Consider the following 21152-nt stretch of genomic DNA (forward strand, 5'->3'; position numbering starts at 1 on the left):
ATCGTTAATTTATTTGTGTACGCAAAAAGGGCGGAAAAGTTCCGCCCTAAAACGCAAATTTTTAAAGAAAATTAGAATTTCGCCACTAAAACCGGCCAGTAATCAGAAGGTTTCTGATTCAGGTAAGTCATGTAAGTCCAGGAATTCTCACGATAACTCCCGCCAACGAAAACTTCGTCTATGGCACCGGCAAAACCGCCAATCCTAAAATCAGCAGCCTCGCCACGAACGCCATCCCAATCAGACAAGACCGGCTTTTCGACCTTTGAAGAATTCACAAACAGGCAGCTGTTTCCATTGCCCAACCCATCCATAGAAAGCTTGCTAAAAGCCACATAGACCCACGAAGCCGCCTTCAGCCCTTCGGAACCCGACGTCCAGCTCAATTTATAGCTGGCGGTATCCGCAACATCATCCGAAACCACCCCAGAGGCCAAGTGGTAAAAATTCACCACGAATCCGGAATCCGGAACGTAACGCAGTTCATATTCGCCAGCCTTTTCAAAAATCAGCTGTTCTTCGCCCAGATTATCCAATCGAATCCAGAGAGAGAAACTGAAGACATCTTCGGTACCGAACACCAGGTCCCCATGCAAAGAGGAATCCGCCTCTGCAGAATGATCCGCTACCAGGGCGCTTGTCGCTGACATCTTGACACCGCTACCCACAACCCCGTCCACCAAAGAAACCTTAAAGGCAGTACCGGGGAAGTTCTGCTTTTCTGCCCAGTCCGTTATGGGAGCGATACCATCATCAAAATGCCATACCATGTTATAGGCCCTATTGGTGGGGAACACATCCAGCGCAAAGCCGGAAGTCAGGGCATTATTAAAGACCAGTTCCAGGGAATCTTCCAGATTCAGGGAATCCACGTTCACCCAGAATACCGCCTCCTGGGCCAGGGAATCGAAATAGCCCGAGGTAATGGGCAGTTTCTTACTGGCCGCCCCACCGGCATTAATACGGCGAACTTCCCAGCGGCCATCCATTCCCGCAAGAGTATCAAAGTTGCAGTTTTCAGGAGTCAGGCGTAAGGCCAGCGGAATATCGCTGACAAAGCCCATCAGGGAATCCACACTCCCCTTAGGGGCCGCCAACGGGGCCACAAAACGCATCACCACGGTATCCACCGTAGCAACCGGCTCCGCATCAAAGCCCACCTTTGCTGTATCCTGGGGAGTAACCTTAAGGTTCTTATACAGTTCCACGTTCCCGCCCAGCGACAATCTCAAATCAAGTTCACCTGCCGGCAGGGAGTCCACAAGGATCATTCCACCAGAAACAGAAACTTCACGATAAATCGTGGTTCCCACTGCGGTTATCACGCCCTCGGCCCCATCAGCCATTTCCGACTTCAGCATCGCATAGCCCGGAACCTTAAGGGTATCGTCCTGAATGACCACGGAATCATGATCCGAGACCACAACATCCTGGACCAGCAAACGTTCGCCAGACACCGCAACCGCTTCAAGGGAATAAGTACCAGCAGCAACTCCGGTCAAACGATAGGAGCCTCTTTCGTCGGTTTCGCCAAAGATACCGACTGAATCGTCAAACACATTGAAATCTTTAGGAACGATACTGACGCGGGCCATAGAAGCCACGCCCTCGCCCAGGTAAAGTCGGCCCTCGATAGAAGCCAACTCCGGCGAACCCGTTTCAGCGCTGTTTCCCGCCACAGAGGTATCGTTAGAACACCCCACCACTCCGGCCAGGAATCCAGCCAGCGCGACACCAAACGTCGCAAAATACGATCTTGCAAAACCCACACTCATCATCCGATATAAATATACCAAACTATTAGTATTGTCCATGACTTCCTGCGATAATCCAGCGGCAAAGTTCCTCGATACTGGCATAATCTGGCAGGGTTTTTACAAAATTCTGTGATTTACTCCGTTCAATGAACTTGCTCCAGGCGGTTTCGCTCTTGGCTTCAAGTCCTAAATGTTCTTCGATGGCACCGCGGGTCCACACCCAGATTCCCTGACTGCGAAGCTTGGCATGAATGCTGCGGATTGCCATTTCGGCCTCGGGCATGGCCGCCATCATGGCGTAAGCCTGAGCCGCCGTGGTATTGCTATGCTTGCTCACCGGCAAACCATTCACCAAGCGTAAATGGTGCTGGAAGGCCAGCTCTCGGAACAAGTTCTGACAATACTTGATATCAGGATCGTTGTAATCCAGGAAGCCATCATGGGTAGCCGTAGTAAAGGCGTAATCCAAGTCCACAATAGCGCGAACAGGCATATCCATGGCCCCGAGGACCTGCATACTCTTGCGGGTATTGCTAACTCCACCCTGACGAACCAGGGCGCACTTGATTAAGGCAAAGCTCTGCCCCGTAATACGTTCAAACAAGGCGGGCAGAACCCTCAGTTCTGTCTTACCTTCGGTTAGCAGTACATAGTCAGCGAACAAAAGTTCATTACTATTAGAAAGACTGAACAACATCTGCAGCTGGCTGGGCGCATCCTGAACCACCTGGTGTACCGCATCTTCCATGCGTTTACGCATAAAGGTGCCACGTTCCTTGTTCTTGCGAATCAAAAGGGACGTGCTTACATCTTCGCTGGTCACCATCTGGGCGCTGTGGGTGGCAAAAACCACCTGGTACCCCTCGTTAGAAAGATTCTTGAGGGCCACGCGGACAAGTTCCACCGCCTGAGGGTGCAGATACAATTCCGGAGAGTCAATCAGCAGTAAGGTACGACTCAGATAATGGTTGTTATGATGCTTCTTGATATCAGCCAGATAGCGGATCAGGGCCATCTGGATAGCGCGCTGGGACCCCGCCCCCATGCGGCTTATATCTCGCTCGAAACCGTCATCCTCATCCATGACCTTCAGGCTAGCCCTCTTCAGGAAGGTTTCCATGGTCGGCACAGGAATATCCAGTTCCACCTTCACGCTGGGGAACAACGGACGGAGCTTTTCATTGACATCGCGATCGAAAGCGCCGATTTCTTCGGCCCGATTCTCGCTATCGGGAGAAAGCAAGTCGTTAAACTTGTTCAGCAGCATGTTGATTTCGCCACCGAATCGACGTTCCAGCGGTCTAAAAATTTCGTGGAGCAACTTCACGAAGGCCTGGTTGCCTTCAAAATCCCAAATGGCGATGGATTCCGGGAACATACGGCTAAAGGCCGCCATAAAACTATCATTTACTCGGGTCCATTCCCGCTTATAGGCTCCATTCCGCTTGTTAGAAGGCACAAATGCGAAAAATTCCATGGATTCTGAATTGCCACCAGGAACCCGCTGCACCTTTTTTACCCGCAACTGTCCCATATTGGGGCCAGCATTCACCAGGAACGGCTTGATTTCCGCAGAAAGATCTTCACCAAGGCGGGCCAGCACCTGTTCAGAAATACCATCAAAGACACCCTCCACCTCTACAGGAATATTCGGGTCGTCAAAGTAAGAAATATCCAAAGAAAAATGGGCCAACAGCCAACGAATCCCCATCAGGATGTTGGTCTTACCCGCATTATTATAGCCAATCAGAGCCGTGAAACCACTAAGAGGAAACCTCTGCTTCTGGATAGAACGCAGATTAGAAATGGTAATCTCAGAAAGTCTTAAAGCCTGGGGTTGCATACTCGCAATGTATATAAAAATTCGGGATGTGGGGCAACATATACATTTTTATAAGATTTTATGAAAAAAGTCCAGTTTCCAAGGAAACTGAACTTTTGAAACGCATACTTTTAAAAGATTCGCAGAGCCCTAATGACAGTTATTTAGACTCTACGCAAGGAAAGGCAATCACTCCTTGCAGGATCTTTTTCCCAGCCATTCTTTCCGCCATTCAACCAGCCACTACCACGATCATCAACTCAATAAGTGTAAAACCTTGACGCATAATACATTCCTTCCTAGGATTCCACAAAAATAATATAAGAACGAAAAAGGGCTCCCCGCGAAATTGCGGAAAGCCTTTTTAATTCAAACCAACAACTATTGGGCGCTGCACTTAGACAACAGCAACGGATTAGACCATTCACTGTAGTCAGAAACGCCATTCTTGTCAGTCCAAATCATACGCACCTGAACATAGAGGTCGTTCAGAGAGAAGTTTTCCGGACCATCTTCAGGATCCAACGCCCCATTTGCATCAGCATAATCAATGGCCAGACGATTTTCAGGCATAGTATCCAGCAAAGTAGGGATATTTTTCTTTGCTGTATACCAGCGAACTTCGTACATCGTGGTAGCGGTAAATTCAGAATTCACGATATTTCTGTTGGCGAAGCTGTTGGAAACATAGACCTGAGCCTTGGTAATGAGGCAAGCCGAGTCAGGAACATCAATCACTGTAACGTCCACAATGTCCGCCTCCTGGATGACGAATACCACACGTTCAGCAACCAGCAGTCCCTCACCATCGTCGAGGTGAACAAGTTCCTCACGCATGCGGATACGGACTACGCCCAGGATGACAGTCGCCTTGCCCAGTGGCTACGGGCCATTGACGCGTTGAACAACAACGATGACTTTTCGACCTTCGTAAACGACAGGCATTTTCAGTGCTTGCAAAAGTACGCGGAAGTAAGTACATTTGCTCCAGAGCTTTTTGTCAAGGCAGGAGAACACATGAAAGACGATGTCGAAGTAGCCGCATATATCGCCCGCAAGGAAGGCCGCGAGGAAGAACGCGCGAAGTACGAAGCCGAGAAGGAGGAAATGGCCGCGAAGTTTGAGGCTCGCATTCGTGAACTGGAAGCGCTGTTGGCGCAAAAAGGCTAACCGCAGTTTTCTATTTTAAATGATGTACAGGAAGGTCCCGCAGATGCGGGACTTTTTTTCATGTACAGAAAAGGCCCCTTCCCGTCGGAAGAGGCCTTTAAATGATTTTAGAGAGGTTTACTTACAATCCCAGACATAAATATTTGTGATGACACACTTTGACTCAATATTAAATTCAAGAGTTTTTCTAGGCTGAGCAAAGTGATAATCTCCAATGTACTTACAGTCGCTCACGATACCATTCAAGAAGAAATCCGTTCCCAAACCATTGTAATTCGTAGTACGGCTTGCATTAATTTGAATATGTTCGCAAGACTTACACAAATTAAACGTGAACTTACCATTCTTGAATTTTCCGCTAATATTCTTATTACTGTTATACTGATCAATACAGTAATCATAAGTACCCGGAGAGGCGTATTCTCCAGTTACAGTGACGTCAGCAGAACAGGTAGTTTCAACACCGTTCAACCAAACCTTATAAGTGCCGGATTCATCTGCTGTTACATTAAATGACTTGTATCCATCAGATTCATTTTCCTTAGACTCAACAACTTCATCGCCAATCTTTACTTCGTAAGAGCACTGGTTATTCTTACAGTTGTTCAAGTTAAACTTGAAGGTTGTATTCTGTCCAACAGTCAGCGTTGACTGATCAACGGCGCAGTTGGATACAGAAGGCTGTGTAACGCTCAAGTTTGCAGAACAAGCATCGGCGCCATCCACCTTCAGTTTATAGGAGCCGTCAACCTTGGCGATAAATTCACCAGTTTCAAACCAGCTGCTATTATAATCACCATTGAAAGTTCCACTCAAGACACTTGATCCTGCAGGATCGAGCAGTTCCCAAGAGGAATTGCGGCCAATGCTCATGTTCTGAACCTGGAACTTAGTCTTTTCACCATAAGATCTGCTATTGTCAGCCATCTTGCAATTTTCAGCAGGAGAAGCCCCGTCAATAGTAACGGAACAAGTCGCATCAGCACTTTCAGAAAGCAGGTGCAAAGTATAGGTTCCAGGACCGGTAATATACGGTTCAATGTAATTGCCGTAGGTACCATTATTCACCTTCGTTCCATTTTTCTTCAGGTACCAATTACAAGCATAGTTATTGCAGGAAGTAATATTGGCCTTGAACTTAGTTGACGCTCCAGGAGCCAAGTTCGACTTTTCAGTCGTGCAATAGGAAGTCTTCATCTCCGGCAAGTTGGGATTTGCCGTACAAGATGCTGCAGCAGCTCCATTCACATAAACAGAGTAATTGCCGTTTTCTGCAATGGTAGAGATATTAACATTTTCTTCCTGGTTAGCGTTATTCGGCGTCGTTCCACTAGCCTTCACCTCACCAGAAGGAGATTTTACCACATAGGAGCAATTCGTACAGGTAGACTTAATCTTAATCTGACCGTTATCACCCCAGTTGTGAGAGCTATTAGCGAAGTTACAGGTAGTGGATCCACTTGTACTTGAGCTAGAAGGTGTAACAGGAACAGGACCATCAACGACACCATTATCAGGGCAGCCCGGAGGAGCAACCGGTATTATAGTGTTTCTGTTGATACAACTCATGCTCTTTATTTTCATTCCTTCCGGAACAACAAACTTGCTACCTGACGGAGGTATTTTATTGACATTATAGCCTAAAATGGAGGCACCTTCTCCCTGACATGCATAGGTGATATTATCCAAGGTTATGGACATGCCCGAAGTACAATAAACATACCATTCCTTTGTATCGCCACATGTATGTTCAAGTGTATAAGTTCCTGCAGTGATATTCTCTACCTTCGGATGATGCTCCCAAGAATACACCGTTTTGACCATACAAATTTTGCCTGTTTTCGACGATTCACTAGATGCAGGTGTAGCGCTAGAAGCAGGAGTTTCACTAGAAGCCGGAGCAGCACTAGAGGAAGATGCAGCAGTGCTATAAGTGAACATACAGTTATCCTGACGTGTACCATTCAGGACGAATGTCACAATGTAGCCTTCACTCACATATTCGCTCAAATCAACGCTAAAGCTTTCGTCAGTCTTAGGCTGATTATTGACACGGCCTGCACCGATAACAACATCATGTCCCTGAGCATCGTAAACGTTTACATAGGCGGACCAGACTCCACTCGGAGAAATTGCAGCCGAGAAGACCTTACTATCCTTATCCAGGGCACAAACCGCAGAAGCATCCCCAATGGCTTCTACAGTAAATGTCTTTTCACAACTTGACTTAGCCGTAGTGACCTTCCAAGTATGAGTTCCATCAACGGCATACTTGCTGCCAGGCTGATTCAAATCATTAAACGGAGCAACACTTCCTGTTGCAGCGCCTTCATAATCTGTAGAACCCTGCAAGGTCATTCCATCCAAAGTCACCACATAGGGGCACTTTCCAGATGAAAGCTGACTACAATTAGCCAATTTGAAACCAAAGGCGGGAACACCCATACCAGGCATTACAGAAGCAGCATCAATGGAACAATCTTCCACAGTCAAGGGAACCAATTCCTCAGAGGAACAGGTCTTGGTCACTTCACCATTATCACTCCTTGCAGTCACTTCAAAGCTAAAGGTTCCTGCATTTTCAAGACGATTGTAGAAGGACGGATCTGTAAAGGTATAAGTAGTTCCTTCCTCGTCACAAATCACCTGTTCCTTAGCAGCATCGCTCAAATGAGACAAATCGGAAGAAGGCTTGATATCGCAATTTAAAGCATTCGTAGCAGAGACCTTCACTTCCCAAGACGTTCCATTATAAGCCACACTACACCCAGAAATACCCAATGCGTAAGGGCATCCGCTAATAGCGCTAGTCACAGAGAACGCATCCGTACCCTTCAAACGAATAGCTACAATAGACTGAGGATCGAACAAGTCCGTATTGGCAACCGTATTCACGTCAACAGTATAGCCATCTCCTTCTGTATGGCGCACACTACTTGTCTTTCCTGCCTTGTCAACGAGCATAATCGAAATGTCCGCTGCGAAATCATTCTGGAATTCAAGAGCCACAGATCCATCTCTCAAATTCACGGAAGTGTCCTTATAAACATTGGTAAATGCCCAACTTGCAGGGATATCGCAATCCTTATTCGCTTCACACTGTATAGGCATAGACTGCGTTTTCATGAAATCATAATTTTCAGAACAGAACTTCAGTTCACCCACCAAGAATTCACCACAAGTCTTGGGATTCATCATGGTACTGGGCGGTTCCACATCGCTACCATCACAATTAATCTTCACCTTAGCATCCTTCTTAATGCCAGAATACGGATTTGTGATGAGGTTTGTCGCAGCAGGCGTATAAGCAAAGCCATGAGGACCTTCATCCACAAAATTATAGTACTGGTCCTTCATGGTAGAACCGCGATCCCAATAAGAACCATCCTTATTACCTCCGGTTCCACAGGAGAAGTACTGATACCATCCACTCCAGTCATTCCAGGTAAAGCTGGTATAGCCAGAAGCGAGGTCACAACCATTGTAGTAGTAATCCAAATGACAGGAATTATACTTGTTATTATCGCTCCAAGAGGAATAAGCCACCCACGGAGTTACATCCGAATTAACAGGGATATTACCGCCCAAGTAGTTCGCCTTAAAGGAGCACAACAGCTTAGGAGGTGCATAGCAGGACTTGGAGAAGGTTTCGCTAGTCCAAGAAATATCATACACTCTAAAGTTACTATTGGATAGCTTCAAGCCAACTCGGTTATGCTTGTTATCTGCAAGTACCTGGCCGTTAAATTCAGTCATCAAGTCAAAGGAAATGCCCTTTTCACCATCCTTCAGGAATACTCGGTCAAGACCAATAGAAACATCTACCTTGGGGCCGCTAATGTTAAGCACCAGCGTCAGCGTCGTATTTTCTGAAATGGTGAGACTACTACCCAAAGCGTAGGAACTTGTAGCAAGTTGTTTTTCTACGCAAATATCCTTAGAATTGTCGCCATTACCCTGACCATGCAAAAGACAAAGTTCTGCATATATTCTATTGGAAGCTCCAACCAAGGATCCAAGGAATGACGCATTTCCGTAGATATTCAACTCATAATACTCAGAAGCATCATCATTGGAACGGAAGATAAATCCAGAATTGTGAATCGGATCAGCATTTGTCTTGAAATAGGATGTCATTGAGCCATTGTAGCCAGCATCTCTTGTATTAAGGACCACAGCCTGCACAGAGTTTGCCGTCATGGCATCAGCATCACTAGAATTATTGGCATGCAAGTAATTGTTGGATATTTTTGGAGCGAGCTGACTCGTTCCTGATTTCTTGTAGGAATCAGTACAAAGACGTCTATGAGTTTTACAAATATTGCCGCCAGCGTAGTATTCATCGCAAATATCGGAAAGTTTCCAACGATTACACCCAGCTTCACGGTTATTATAAACCATAACCCAGTCCGGAGTTTCATTTTGCATTTCTGTCTGAGCACCCTTGGTCACTTCGCAAGATTGTCCAGACGCCTGTGTCACCGCACAAGTATCAATACATCTCGTCTTCCCGTTTCCGCAGAAGGAAACAAAATTTTCCTTATCATCTGCAGGAGAGAAATCTTCATAGAAGCAGTGACTATCCTTTTCATTGAATGTAGCGAAAACAGAATTGTTTGCAGAAACAAGAATCGGAAGTTTGTCTGTACTAATGGATGCTTCAACGCAGTCAACACCTTCACAACTGAAATACGAGAACTTATCAGAGCCCTTTTCTTCAGGAATCAAGAAGTACTTATATCCCGGGAATACGAGAATTTGGCAAACCTGGCCGCCCTTACATTCATAGACTTCTGCAGAAGGATCAGGATCATTTTGCTCCGAGTCAGAATTTTGCTTAATCAAAATCTTGGTTTCAGGACTATTTGTTTCTGAAACAGTCACTGTCAATGTTTTGGATTTACGAACAAGAGAGCCGTACAAAATACCAACTTCATTATCAGACTGAGGGTCAAACTTATTGTCTACATCAGGGATAACCACATCACAGTATTTCTGCACATTTGCATTAACCCCACTCTGAGGTCTCAGAGTAATGGATTCATGCATACTGCACTGCCAGTACTTGTTGGGATCCGTAGCGTTAGCAACACAGCCAGAACCCCTTGCATAAACCCAAATATCCGTAGAGTTGTCGTTCTTTTTCAAGAAGTTATTACAATCAGGAGCATTTGATGCAGCGTAATACTTGTTAGACACTCCATTTTCATTACAAATATCAAAATGGTTACCACAATATTCTCGAACTTCATGACGTTCTACAGTAACCGTACCGGCAGTACCTACGCGAACAAGACTGCGAGGTCCCGGCTTAGCTCCGGAATAAGGAGGAATGAACTGGAAAATCAAGGAACTCGGAACACCATTCTCCGGCATATCCACTGTAAACGCAAGAACTTTCTGCTCCGTTGACAAAGGAGTAGCCGTCAACGTATATACAGCGGATCCATCGCTATTTGTAGCAGTTGGAGTCAAACCAGTAACAGTCCATCCCTGAGGTAAGGGGGACATATATATATCCATTGTTATATTCTTACCGTTTGATTCGCTTTTCGGAATTTCAACATACACTTCGCCAGGAGCCCCAGAAGCGACCTCAACAAAATCCTTTTCGAAATTGACTTTTAAATCTTCAACGCTTCCATCCACCATTACATAGAACAGAGCGTCACCATAAGTGGAACTCATGTAGTTACAGGTATAAACTCCCTTATCCAGGGAGTCTGCATAGGAAGAGAATCGTTCCGTTGTGGGAAGGCCCGCGGGATTACAGGTAACATTACTCGTATTCTTGACTTCCGTAGCGCCATTGAGATTCAGCACTTCAATGTAATCGGACAACTTTCCGGACGGTTTTCTAGACAGATACAAAATTCTAGGCATCACAAGGATAGAAGGTTCCGGAGTTCCTTGCAACGTGCCCAAATCTCGTTCATTTGCCTTATATTCCGACTTCGTCGTGAGCAACAACTGAGGAGACACAGCAATAATGTAAGGGTCATAATCAGCATCCGTAAAGGCATCATAGGAACCCGTTCCGCTACCTTCTCCTGCGCTGGATTTTTTCACGCATTTCTTGGTACCATCATAAGCACACAGGGCCGCAGCAGTAGACAATTCAGAAACAACCGTCTGGTTAAATTCAGCCACGATAGTGTTAACCGCACGAATCTTATGGCAGTCAGCCATGTAAATAGAACCAGTAATCGGCTTGCCAGCACCGCCATTATACTCAATATCTCCAGCGCTGTAGATGAAATAATTTCTATAAGGAGCATTAGACAACAACATCATGGTGCCGCCCTTCATCCAGTACATCATCACGTTAGCATCAGATGAAGTCGGCGGTAGAGTATAGGTATTATTTTCTTCGAAGACAATAATGTACTTCTTACGCAGAGTTACATTTTTTTGGGTATTCTGGAACTGATTATTAGAACCAGAAAAACGAATCAAGAGCCATTCATTGTCATACAATTCATCAGCATTCTTGGCAGCGTCATAGCATTTTTCAAGCAGTTCCCAACGGTCAATGGAGTTATCTTCGCTCCAGAACGATGAAGAATATTGAGGTTCAAAAACACCACCAGCACAAGCACCCTTGCTATCCTTGGAATGCATTTTTGCGCTGCTCAGCAAATTTTCATTAAACTGCAACGGTTCGCTGACGTGAGGTCCCTTACAGTTACCTTCATCATGATCAACAATCATGTCCTTAAGGTCGTTCTGTCGATCAGCCCCCCAGCCTGTAGTATCCACAGAAGGAACATAGGTTCCGTTCACCTGGAAGAAAATTTCATTCTTGGTGTAGTTACAGCGATCCTTCACGCCAGCCTGGTTAACAGTATCGGAACAAGTGTAAAAATCAGCATTATGGTAAAAGTTTGCGCCATTACCATAGTCAGTGGGAGTACAATATGCGCCGTTGCAGAATGTATTCGAAGCAAGCTGCATCTGCGACGTTGCCTGGTTCCCCCACTTATCCTTGTAGGTAACAACATTGGCGGACAATGTTTTTACTTCATTATCAGGCCACCAGGAGCTGTAATCCGTAGTGGCAGAAATCATACCATACGCATCAGAAATACGATACAGCTTTGTTCCCGAGTACACATACTTGCCTGCAGAGCCAAGAACAAAATTCTTTGCAGAACCAAAGTATTCGTGGTATCCATCATTAATACCACCAGACAAGTAAACGTTGCCCAAAAGATTCACTTCATAGCCCTGATTACCAATCATACCGCTATTGGACGGGTCAAAAATATCAGGGAAGACCAATTTAGCCCCATTATTTAAAACCGTATTGCCCTTAACGATATACTTATTAGCAGCGGTATGCTGCGGGGTAATAAAGTCATTATCCACAGTCAAATTGCCACCAATGGTCAAACCACCGCCAAAGCCAGTATTACAATAAGCCTTGCCATCGGCACCGCGACCGGACAAGTCTATGCCACCTTCAGCATAAAGGTCTCCTTCATAGGTCTGATAACCATTCACATAGACCTTTCCAGATACATAAGCGTTTCCTGAAACAGAAAAATTAGTACAGGTATAAACGTTTCCACTTACATACAAGTCCTTAATTCTAGTACTGCTGTTGACATTCAAGTCGCCCACGACAATCAAGCGCTTATCAACGTCAACTTCCGTATTAAAGTTAGCATCACCATTAACAATACCCGAAGTAACATCCAAGCTGATACCACCTGTTGCACCGGCAAAAACAGCTTCTTCAAAATCACCCTTCTTAGACATTTTAGGAACAAGAACACGATACAGACCATTCACATTCATTACAGAAACTTTTCTGTACTTAGTCTGTTCATCGGCCGTGTAACCTTCAGCTAAAATCTTCACGGTATACGGGTTAGATCCAATATCGGCTCCAACAAACCACACCTTATACTTCTGTCCTTCCTTCAGAAGGGGATTGAGCACAGAATCCATCAAGATGGGTTTCTTATCAGAATCGGAAAGATACTGATAAATCAGGGCACCGGTTTCGTTGCCATGGTAAGTCATCCAGTTTCTTGCAGATGCAATACCGGCATCGGCTGCATATTCCGCTTCGCGCATGCGCATGCGGTTGGCAGAAGAGAATCCCGCAGAGGACAGCCATTTATAGGTTGCCGTACCAGCAATCGTCGCAACCAGCATAAACAGCAATACTGCGACAAGAGAAACACCTTTCTTATTGTTATAGAAATGCATAAAAACACTCCTTCTATTCCGCACCATTGCTAGGCACTGGAATATCGACAGAGACAACTCCATCTTCTTTATTGCGTTTTACAGACAGTTTTACGCGAAAAGCACGGACGTTCTGTTTATCAACGTCTGTAATATCACCGACTCTACCTGGGTTAAAATCAAAAGCACCACCATTAGGAGACTTTCTCACACTCAACTCTGAGAAAGTCAATGTACCAGTAGCCATAGACGGCGAATATGCCGCGATATCAAATACTAGGCAAGCATTTTCAACTTTATTTGCAACGGAAAACGGGAAACGGCGGGTAACAAGGTCCATCTCAGCAGACATCGGTGGGTAAAAAATGAAATCCCTCATGCCATCAATTCTTGCTCCATCTGTAGTCCTAAAGCCCACAGACAAGTGATCCTTTCCAGGAACAAACATCTGAGACTTATCGTACACCGAGGAGCGAGAAACAACAAACGATATTTCGTATGACGTATCAGGATAAAAAGTCATTCGAGTACACAAATCGGAGAAAACTCCTGCAGCGCCACCATTTTCTGCGGCGTAGACTTCGTTCACCTTTTTCTCAGTTGTCATCTCGTCATTTTCAAAATCATAATTCGAGACAAAACCACTCAATAAAATTGAGGATCCTCCGCTTTCCGGAGATGCTTCCGTTCTAAAGTAGCTGGTACCATCAAAGCGGGACACTAACCTAAACATGGATTTATTGCTGGCGCTAGGATACACATATTCCGCAGCCGCATCAAGAATTTTGGGAACAGAAGGCGTAACACTGAAACTGGATACGCCATCAACCATTTCCACAACCCAGGGATCATCCGCAGGGCAGGACGGATCCTCGGCACCAGATTTTACATCAAAACTTTTACAGGATCTTTTCAAGGTGGTGTTTTCAAGATACCACGAGATTTCTTCCGTAGCAGCATAACCACCATGATTGTCAAAACGAATTTTCCTGAAATACAGGCTGTCTCCACCACTACTAGACTTACCTAGAACGTATGATGACTTGTCTCCATTCGCCACATCAATAAAAACGTTTCTTTCAACATGAAAGGAATCGGAGGAAACAGTCGTCCTAATTTCCTTGGAACTTTTCACACCCATCTGCGCAATATCATCCTTGAGCAAAGTTCCTATGGCTTCCGCATCTTGAGAGGCCCTTATCATGCCCTGGGTACGAATTCGCATCTTGGTGCTATCACTATAAACCTGGCCTGCGATCACCACCACAATGCCAACAATGGCCATATAGACCAGGAGTTCCATCAATGTAAAACCGCGTTTATTCATCGAACGACCCCAGAAATGCTAACGGACTGAGTGGAACCCTTAAAATTCCATTCTACCGATACATTTACTTGCTTTGCATATACGTCATTGATATTTTCGTAATTGGAACTATCAAGAGTGGAATAACCCTCCGTCTTCAGAACGGTAACCGTCCGCCAAAATGTCACTGTAGAAGTTCCACCCAAACCTCGCTCCCAACTACGCGAGACCTGTGTTTTAGGAAGAATCGTATCGGCATCCACCTTGGACGGAATCGCCTTCACTCCAACAGACTTGAGTGAATCCAACAGCTCCTGCGCCACTTGCATAGCGCCGTCACGTCCGCGAATTCGGATGAACGCATCATGGTTTCCGCCTTGCAGCTTACTTAGCGCCACATACATGAAGCCGAGAACCACGATAGAAACCATGACTTCGACGATTCCGAAGCCTCTCTTCGCGTTCTTACGGGTCGGCAAACACAGTTTGCACATGTTTTTTACAGGATCCATTAAAAATCCTCCACACCACCCAGACCAGTGCCTGAGTGGTGTTATTTCAATTCCCAGGAAAGGAATAAAACACAAAAATGTGTATTCCTATTTTGGCATAATATATATAAATATTCCTTGCAGTGTAAATTGCGGTTTACCAGGAATGACCTAAAACACGTTGTTTTTGGGACATCGAATTTTACATGTTTGCAAGGGAATTGGAATTAGTAAGGGTGATACGGTTGATACAGTGATATAAACAACACAAATCCTCCGCCAATTTTAATTGGCGAAGCTGTCAATTCATGGCTAAACGCGGTCAAAAAGGGTTGTTTGGCATAGTTTTTTCGAGTGGGCTATTTTCCGGTGGGAATACGTACGCGACGGTTGGCTCACCTTCAATGGTAAGGGGATCGTCAGGGGCCGAATCAGTCACCACCTCCACATTTCTGATTCCGATATGGAAGACACTCTCAAGTTGCTCTAAAGCATTGCTTTAGCGTTCTTGTTTTATGCCAGCAAATTATGGTAGAGGATCTTCCTGCCAATGTGTTTGATGTTAATGGAGACAAGGAACTTGGACCAGGAACATGGGATTTGATCAGTTGTTACAACGCAACCGGTTCTAAGACATTGCAATTTGCAACCGGTTCAAGTTCCGATTGCTTGAATTGGATTAGTCCTAATCCAGGAAGTTGGTGCTGATAAAAGCGCAAAAACTTTCAGCGTTTTTAAACTGTTAGGCGTTTCTGAGGAGTTCATCAACAAAGCACACCAAATCGTCGATGCCGATGATTTGCATGATACCCAAAGCGGGTATAAGCCCTAAACAAGATTTCTTTCAAAACAATTACCTTATACGTAAAAAACTCCGCCTTTGAAGCGGAGTTTTTCTTTTCGCAACTGCCCGAGTGTACGCGCTCCTTTCCCAAGCGCAGCACCGATTACCGGAGGTTCTTAATCCGATGGACGATCGGTGCGGTCACCGTTCCGGTCTTAGTCAGCCAGGAACTTCTTGGCCTTGTCGGCGTAGTTGTTGTTGTCGCCGTAGACCACCAGGATACGTTCAGCAGTCTTCTTGGCCTTGTCGGCGGCACCCAGCTGCTGGTACACCAGAGTGAGCTTCCACATAGCATCTGCAACCATGGGGACTTCGTCCACAGGTTCATCCTTCTGGTAGCGGTCTTCCTTGTCACCGGTACGCTTTGCGTATTCGCCGATGTACTTTTCGAGCAGACCGGCAGCGGCAGAGTAGTCACCCTTTTCGATCTTCACGGAAGCGAGACCGTGGAGGGCTGCGCTACGGACCAGGGCCACAGAACCGGCATTGTCCAGAGACTTCTGGAAGAGGGCTGCTGCAGCGTCGAAGTCACCGGCTTCGTACTTGATGTTTGCGGAATAGAGAGCAGCCTTGGCCAGAGCCACGCCGCTCAGTTTGCCACCATTGATCTTAGACTGGAATTCGGCAAAAGCATTTTCCTTTTCGCCAGCATAGAGCATTGCCATGCCCGGACCAAGCAGTTCGGCCTGTTCGGTTGCGGCAGCCTTCTGGTAGTCACGGAACTGGACCACACCCACCACAATCACGATGATTGCGACAACAACTGCGATCAGCTTGGAGCCGTGAGCAACAAAGAAATCCTTAACTTCAGAGCTATTAGTATTAGTTTCGTTAGCCATGTTTAATGTCCATGTTAAATTTTTTGTGAACCAATCATAGCAAAAAAAAGAGGGCTTGTCAGCCAGTCTTGACAAATTATAGGGCGATTACTACCTTTGCACCCGCTACGCCACTCTAGCTCAGCTGGTAGAGCAGCTGATTCGTAATCAGCAGGTCGGCAGTTCAAGTCTGCTGGGTGGCTCTTCGAAACGTCGGAAAGAATTTCTTTCCGGCGTTTCTTATTTTCCCCTTTCCCAGTTAGAGCTTCTTCTCCGGAGTTTTTAGTAAGTTTCAAAAACCTTGCCGTTCCCCCTGGTTTTTAGTATCTTTGGCGCCCTATGAATCCAAATGGCGCTATTATTGTTCAGAGTAACATGGAAATTATGGTGGAAGTCGACGCTCCCACCTACGAAGCAGCACGTGACGCAATCGCTCCTTTCACCGAACTGGTAAAGAGCCCGGAACACCTGCATACCTATAAGATCAGCCCCCTCAGTCTGTGGAACGCCGCAGCAACGGGCCTTCGCGCCAAGGAAGTTCTGGAACGCCTGGACAGCCAGAGCCGTTACCCCATTCCCCAGACCGTGATTTCCGAAGTGGAAGACTACATGGGCCGTTACGGCCTGCTCCGCATGAAGAAGGACGATGGCAACAACCTGATCGTGGAATCCGACGACAAGTTCATGTTCACGGAAATCTGCCAGCTGAAGGAAGTGGCTCCCTATATCCTGGAATTCATCGACGACTGCCACGCCATCGTAGACCCGGAACGCCGCGGTCACCTGAAGATGGCCCTGACCAACGCCGGCTTCCCGGTAGAAGACTTGGCAGGTTATACCGTTGGCGACCCGCTGCCCATCAAGCTCCGCGATACCATGCTCTGCGGCAAGGAATTCAAGCTTCGCGACTACCAGAAGGAAGCCGCCCAGGTGTTCTACGCCTCCGGCTCCGAAAAGGGTGGCTCCGGCGTGATCGTGCTGCCTTGCGGCTCCGGTAAGACAGTGATCGGCATCGCCACCATGGCACTCATCCAGACCAAGACCTTGATTCTTACCCCCAACATTTCCGCTTCCCGCCAGTGGATCCGCGAAATCTGCGACAAGACCGACCTTACTCCCGACATGGTGAAGGAATACTCCGGCGAAGTGAAGGAAATCGGCCCCGTTACCGTGGCCACCTACCAGATTCTAACCCAGCGCAAGCGCGCCAAGAAGTCTGACAAGGAAAATCCGGAACTGGCAGAAATCGACCTGGAAGAAGGAACCGAAGAAGAAGTCAAGAAGGAACTGGCAAACTTCCCGTTGTTTAGTCAGCAGAAGTGGGGCCTGATGATTTACGACGAAGTCCATCTGCTGCCCGCTCCCGTGTTCCGCCTGAGTACCGAAATGCAGGCCACCCGCCGTCTGGGCCTTACCGCAACCCTGGTCCGCGAAGACCACAAGGAAACGGAAGTGTTCAGCCTTATCGGTCCCAAGAAATACGACATCCCTTGGCGTATTCTCGAAGCCCAGGGCTGGATTGCCACCGCCGACTGTAACGAGATCCGCATTCCCATGGAAGCGGAATTGAAGATGAAGTACGCCCTGGCTCCGGTCCGCGAAAAGATCACCCTGGCCAGCACCAACCCCGAAAAGACGGATATCGTGCAGCGCCTGCTGAAGCACTACTCCGCTCCCGAAGACCGAGTTCTGATTATCGGCCAGTATATCGACCAGCTGGAAAACCTGTCCGCCACTCTGGACATTCCCCTGATTACCGGCAAGACTCCCAACAAGGACCGCGACCGCCTTTATGCCGCCTTCCGTGACGGAAGCCTCAAGAACCTGATGATTTCCAAGGTGGGTAACTTCGCCATCGACCTGCCCGATGCCAACGTGCTGATCCAGATTTCCGGTACCTTCGGTAGCCGCCAGGAAGAAGCACAGCGTCTGGGCCGCGTACTCCGTCCCAAGCAGGATGGCGGTGCAGCCCACTTCTACAGTATCGTGACCCAGGATTCCAAGGAACAGGAATTCGCCATGAACCGTCAGCTGTTCCTGACCGAACAGGGTTACGCCTACAAGATAATCAAGCGCGGTGACTGGGACATTCTGGCCAGAACCCCCGAAGAACTGGCCGCCCGCAAGTAAGGCCTTATTCAAGGGTATTTAAAGACCGCAGTTTATTGCTGCGGCCTTTTTTTATTTATTTTTCTTTTTGTAAAAGAAGAGGTTTTTTTGAGCCAGATTAAATTGAATGGAAAGTCGGAGACGCTTTGCATCTTCGGTAATCCTATTGGACATAGCAAATCGCCCCTGATGCACAATGCGCTTTTCGAAGCCCTGGGCATCAATGCGGCCTACGTGCCGTTCTCTCCGGAGCCCCAGAACCTGGCTGATGCCATTAAGGGTTTCAGGGCACTAAAGATCCGTGGCGCCAACGTCACCATTCCTTACAAGACTCCTGTCATGGAACTTGTAGACGAACTTTCTGACATATCAAGATTTACCTGTAGCGTAAATACGCTTTACTGGAAAAATGGAATTGTCGGCGGCACCCTCTGTGGCACTACAACAGATCCCTACGGCTGCATCCGCAACCTGGAAGAATTCGGCGTGAACGTCAGCGGCAAGAAAGTCGCCTTGTTGGGTAACGGTGGAGCCGCCAAGGCCATCGCCTACACATTGGTAGAAAAAAAATGCGAATTGACCATCGTATGCCGTACCGCAGAAAAGGGACAGGCCCTGGCCAACATGCTGAACATGGCCTTTAACGATTCCGCTCCGCAGGTCATGATGGTCACCTTCGATGACTTCGCCGCCATTACCGACTCCATCGACATTATCATCAATGCAACTTCCGTGGGTATGACACCCAATGTAGACGATTCGCCCCTTCCCAGGGAGGAACTGAGACCCCATCAGGCCGTTTGCGACATCGTTTACACGCCCCTTTGCACCAAGCTTTTGCAGCTGGCCGATGAAGTGGGATGCAAGGTCGTTACCGGCGAAGGCATGCTGGTACACCAGGGAATCGAAAGCTTCCGCAAGTGGTTCCCTAAAGAAACTGAAAACAAGACTAACGACGAACTAGCCGCAATCATGCGCAAAGGAATGCAGGGTTAATTATGGGTAAGCATATTTTCTTTACGGGTTTTATGGCTAGCGGCAAGTCCCGCACCGGTCGCGCTCTGGCAGAACGACTGAACCGCCCCTATGTGGACACCGACGCCATCATCGTCGAACGTGCCGGCAAGACTATTAGCGAAATTTTCGAACAGGACGGCGAAGCCAAGTTCCGCGAAATGGAACGTGATGTTGTAGCAGAATTCGCCTCCAAGACGGAGCCCCACGTTATTTCTCTAGGTGGTGGTGCCCTGACCCAGGATGCCAACTTGAAGGTGATCCGCGAAAACGGTACCATCATCCGTCTGTGGGCTAAGCCCGAGGTTCTCTCGGAACGTATCGGTCGCAAGAACACCCGCCCCCTGCTGGCAAACCTGAGCGATGAAGAACGCCTGGCCAAGATCAAGCAGATGCTGAAGGATCGCGAGCCCAACTACGCCCATGCAGACTTTAGCGTAGAAAGTTCCAACGACTTTACCGAAGACCACGTTATCGAACGCATTCTTCACATCCTGAAGTTCTGGGAAAGCCACGCCCTGGACGTACGCCCCAGCAGCGGCGGACGCTACCCCATCTTCATCGGCAAGAACATTATTTCTGACGTTGGCGTCCTGCTGGAAAGTCTTAAGCTCTCCCCCACCCACGACTTTTTGGTCTGCACCGACACCAACATCGCCAAGGCCCAGAGCAACACCCTGGGCGAATTGCGCTGCCAGGCCGGACGCTGCCCGGTATTCAAATTCCAGGCCGGCGAAAAGAACAAGACTTTGCACAACCTGAACCAGTTGTACAGTTTTATGCTGCACCGCGGTTACACCCGCAAGAGCTGCCTGCTGCAGTTTAGCGGTGGCGTCGTAGGCGACATGGCCGGTTTCGGCGCAGCCACCTACCAGCGCGGCATTCCCTTTATCCAGTTCCCCACCACCCTGCTCTCCATGGTAGACAGTTCCGTAGGCGGTAAGGTGGCCGTGAACCACCCCGAAGGCAAGAACATGATTGGTGCCTTCTACCAGCCCCACGCCGTGGTGGTAGACCTGGCCGTACTCAGCACCCTTCCCGAAAACGAATACCTGGCAGGCCTTGCCGAAATCGTGAAGTATGGTGTTATCTATGACGAGGAATTCTTCCGCTATATGGAAGAGAACGTAGATAAGATCAAGGCCCATGACCTGGATGTGCTGAAGCACCTGATCTACCGCAGCTGCGCCATCAAGGCTGAAGTGGTGGGCATCGACGAAAAGGAAGCCGGTCTCCGCGCCATCTTGAACTACGGTCACACCTTTGGCCACGCCATCGAGAACCTGACCCACTACGAACTGTACACCCACGGTATCGCCGTGTCCCTGGGCATGCGAGTGGCAGCCCGCGCCGCTGTTCTCCTGAACAAGATGTCTGCCGCCGACGAAGCCCGTCAGAACAAGTTGCTGGACGATCTCGGATTCCCCAAGACTTACGACATCGACGTAGCCAAGGCCTGGGACGCCATGGCTGTTGACAAGAAGGCCGAAAAGGGGACCCGCGTATACATCTTGCCCACCAAGATTGGCGAGGTGAAGAAGGTGACCAACATCGACCAGAATGTGGTGGCAGAAGCCTGGAAAGCTATCAAGTTGTAATAAAAATTTGAGTAATAATTGAGTAAT

12 protein-coding genes and 1 tRNA gene are annotated in these 21152 nt (G+C 47.6%); 5 read left to right on the top strand and 8 right to left on the bottom strand.

The genetic code is table 11. The features are described from left to right. Window positions 1–71: 71 nt before the first annotated feature. The 4 genes from MMG03_RS04565 to MMG03_RS04575 form a co-directional block, all read right to left on the bottom strand. A complete protein-coding gene (locus MMG03_RS04565; protein WP_249505737.1) occupies window positions 72–1778 on the bottom strand; it encodes a LamG domain-containing protein in 1707 nt (568 codons plus the stop codon). Between the two features lie 22 nt (window positions 1779–1800). Then, the gene (locus tag MMG03_RS04570; protein WP_073235649.1) at window positions 1801–3600 is read right to left on the bottom strand and encodes an ATP-dependent endonuclease; all 1800 of its coding nucleotides are present in this window, start codon (window positions 3598–3600) and stop codon (window positions 1801–1803) included. A gap of 211 nt (window positions 3601–3811) precedes the next feature. Further along, window positions 3812–3865 (bottom strand): prepilin-type N-terminal cleavage/methylation domain-containing protein, encoded by a 54-nt coding sequence (locus MMG03_RS16275; RefSeq protein WP_073157404.1) that lies wholly within the window; start codon window positions 3863–3865, stop codon window positions 3812–3814. Window positions 3866–3960: 95 nt separating this feature from the next. Continuing rightward, a complete protein-coding gene (locus tag MMG03_RS04575; RefSeq protein WP_249505738.1) occupies window positions 3961–4416 on the bottom strand; it encodes a hypothetical protein in 456 nt (151 codons plus the stop codon). On the opposite strand from MMG03_RS04575, the gene MMG03_RS04580 reads away from it, so the two are divergent. Further along, on the top strand, window positions 4396–4749 hold the full coding sequence (locus MMG03_RS04580) for a hypothetical protein (protein WP_249505739.1): 354 nt from the start codon (window positions 4396–4398) through the stop codon (window positions 4747–4749). The genes MMG03_RS04575 and MMG03_RS04580 overlap by 21 nt on opposite strands. 117 nt (window positions 4750–4866) lie before the next feature. On the opposite strand, the gene MMG03_RS04585 is transcribed toward MMG03_RS04580, so the two are convergent. The 4 genes from MMG03_RS04585 to MMG03_RS04600 form a co-directional block, all read right to left on the bottom strand. Then, window positions 4867–12966, bottom strand: a complete 8100-nt coding sequence (locus MMG03_RS04585) for a pilus assembly PilX N-terminal domain-containing protein (protein WP_249505740.1) — start codon at window positions 12964–12966, stop codon at window positions 4867–4869. 13 nt (window positions 12967–12979) lie between these two features. Then, a complete protein-coding gene (locus MMG03_RS04590) occupies window positions 12980–14272 on the bottom strand; it encodes a type II secretion system protein J (RefSeq protein WP_249505741.1) in 1293 nt (430 codons plus the stop codon). Continuing rightward, window positions 14269–14745: a prepilin-type N-terminal cleavage/methylation domain-containing protein gene (locus tag MMG03_RS04595; RefSeq protein WP_249505742.1), complete on the bottom strand. Its 477-nt coding sequence runs from the start codon at window positions 14743–14745 to the stop codon at window positions 14269–14271. The genes MMG03_RS04590 and MMG03_RS04595 overlap by 4 nt, the downstream gene beginning before the upstream one ends. Window positions 14746–15741: 996 nt before the next feature. Then, window positions 15742–16425, bottom strand: a complete 684-nt coding sequence (locus MMG03_RS04600) for a tetratricopeptide repeat protein (protein ID WP_073157101.1) — start codon at window positions 16423–16425, stop codon at window positions 15742–15744. A gap of 109 nt (window positions 16426–16534) precedes the next feature. Here MMG03_RS04600 and MMG03_RS04605 point away from each other — a divergent pair. From MMG03_RS04605 to aroB, 4 genes are all read left to right on the top strand, one after another. Beyond that, window positions 16535–16607 (top strand) — tRNA-Thr (locus MMG03_RS04605). Between the two features lie 136 nt (window positions 16608–16743). After that, window positions 16744–18534: a helicase-associated domain-containing protein gene (locus tag MMG03_RS04610; protein WP_073157104.1), complete on the top strand. Its 1791-nt coding sequence runs from the start codon at window positions 16744–16746 to the stop codon at window positions 18532–18534. 87 nt (window positions 18535–18621) lie between these two features. After that, entirely contained in the window at window positions 18622–19509 is an 888-nt protein-coding gene (gene aroE / locus MMG03_RS04615; protein ID WP_249269291.1) for a shikimate dehydrogenase, read from the top strand. A gap of 2 nt (window positions 19510–19511) precedes the next feature. Further along, window positions 19512–21125, top strand: coding sequence for a 3-dehydroquinate synthase (aroB, locus tag MMG03_RS04620; protein WP_073235634.1), 1614 nt, complete (start codon window positions 19512–19514; stop codon window positions 21123–21125). The last annotated feature ends 27 nt before the right edge of the window (window positions 21126–21152 follow it).

Origin of the sequence: Fibrobacter sp. HC4 (assembly GCF_023373925.1) — a bacterium.
GTDB lineage: Bacteria > Fibrobacterota > Fibrobacteria > Fibrobacterales > Fibrobacteraceae > Fibrobacter.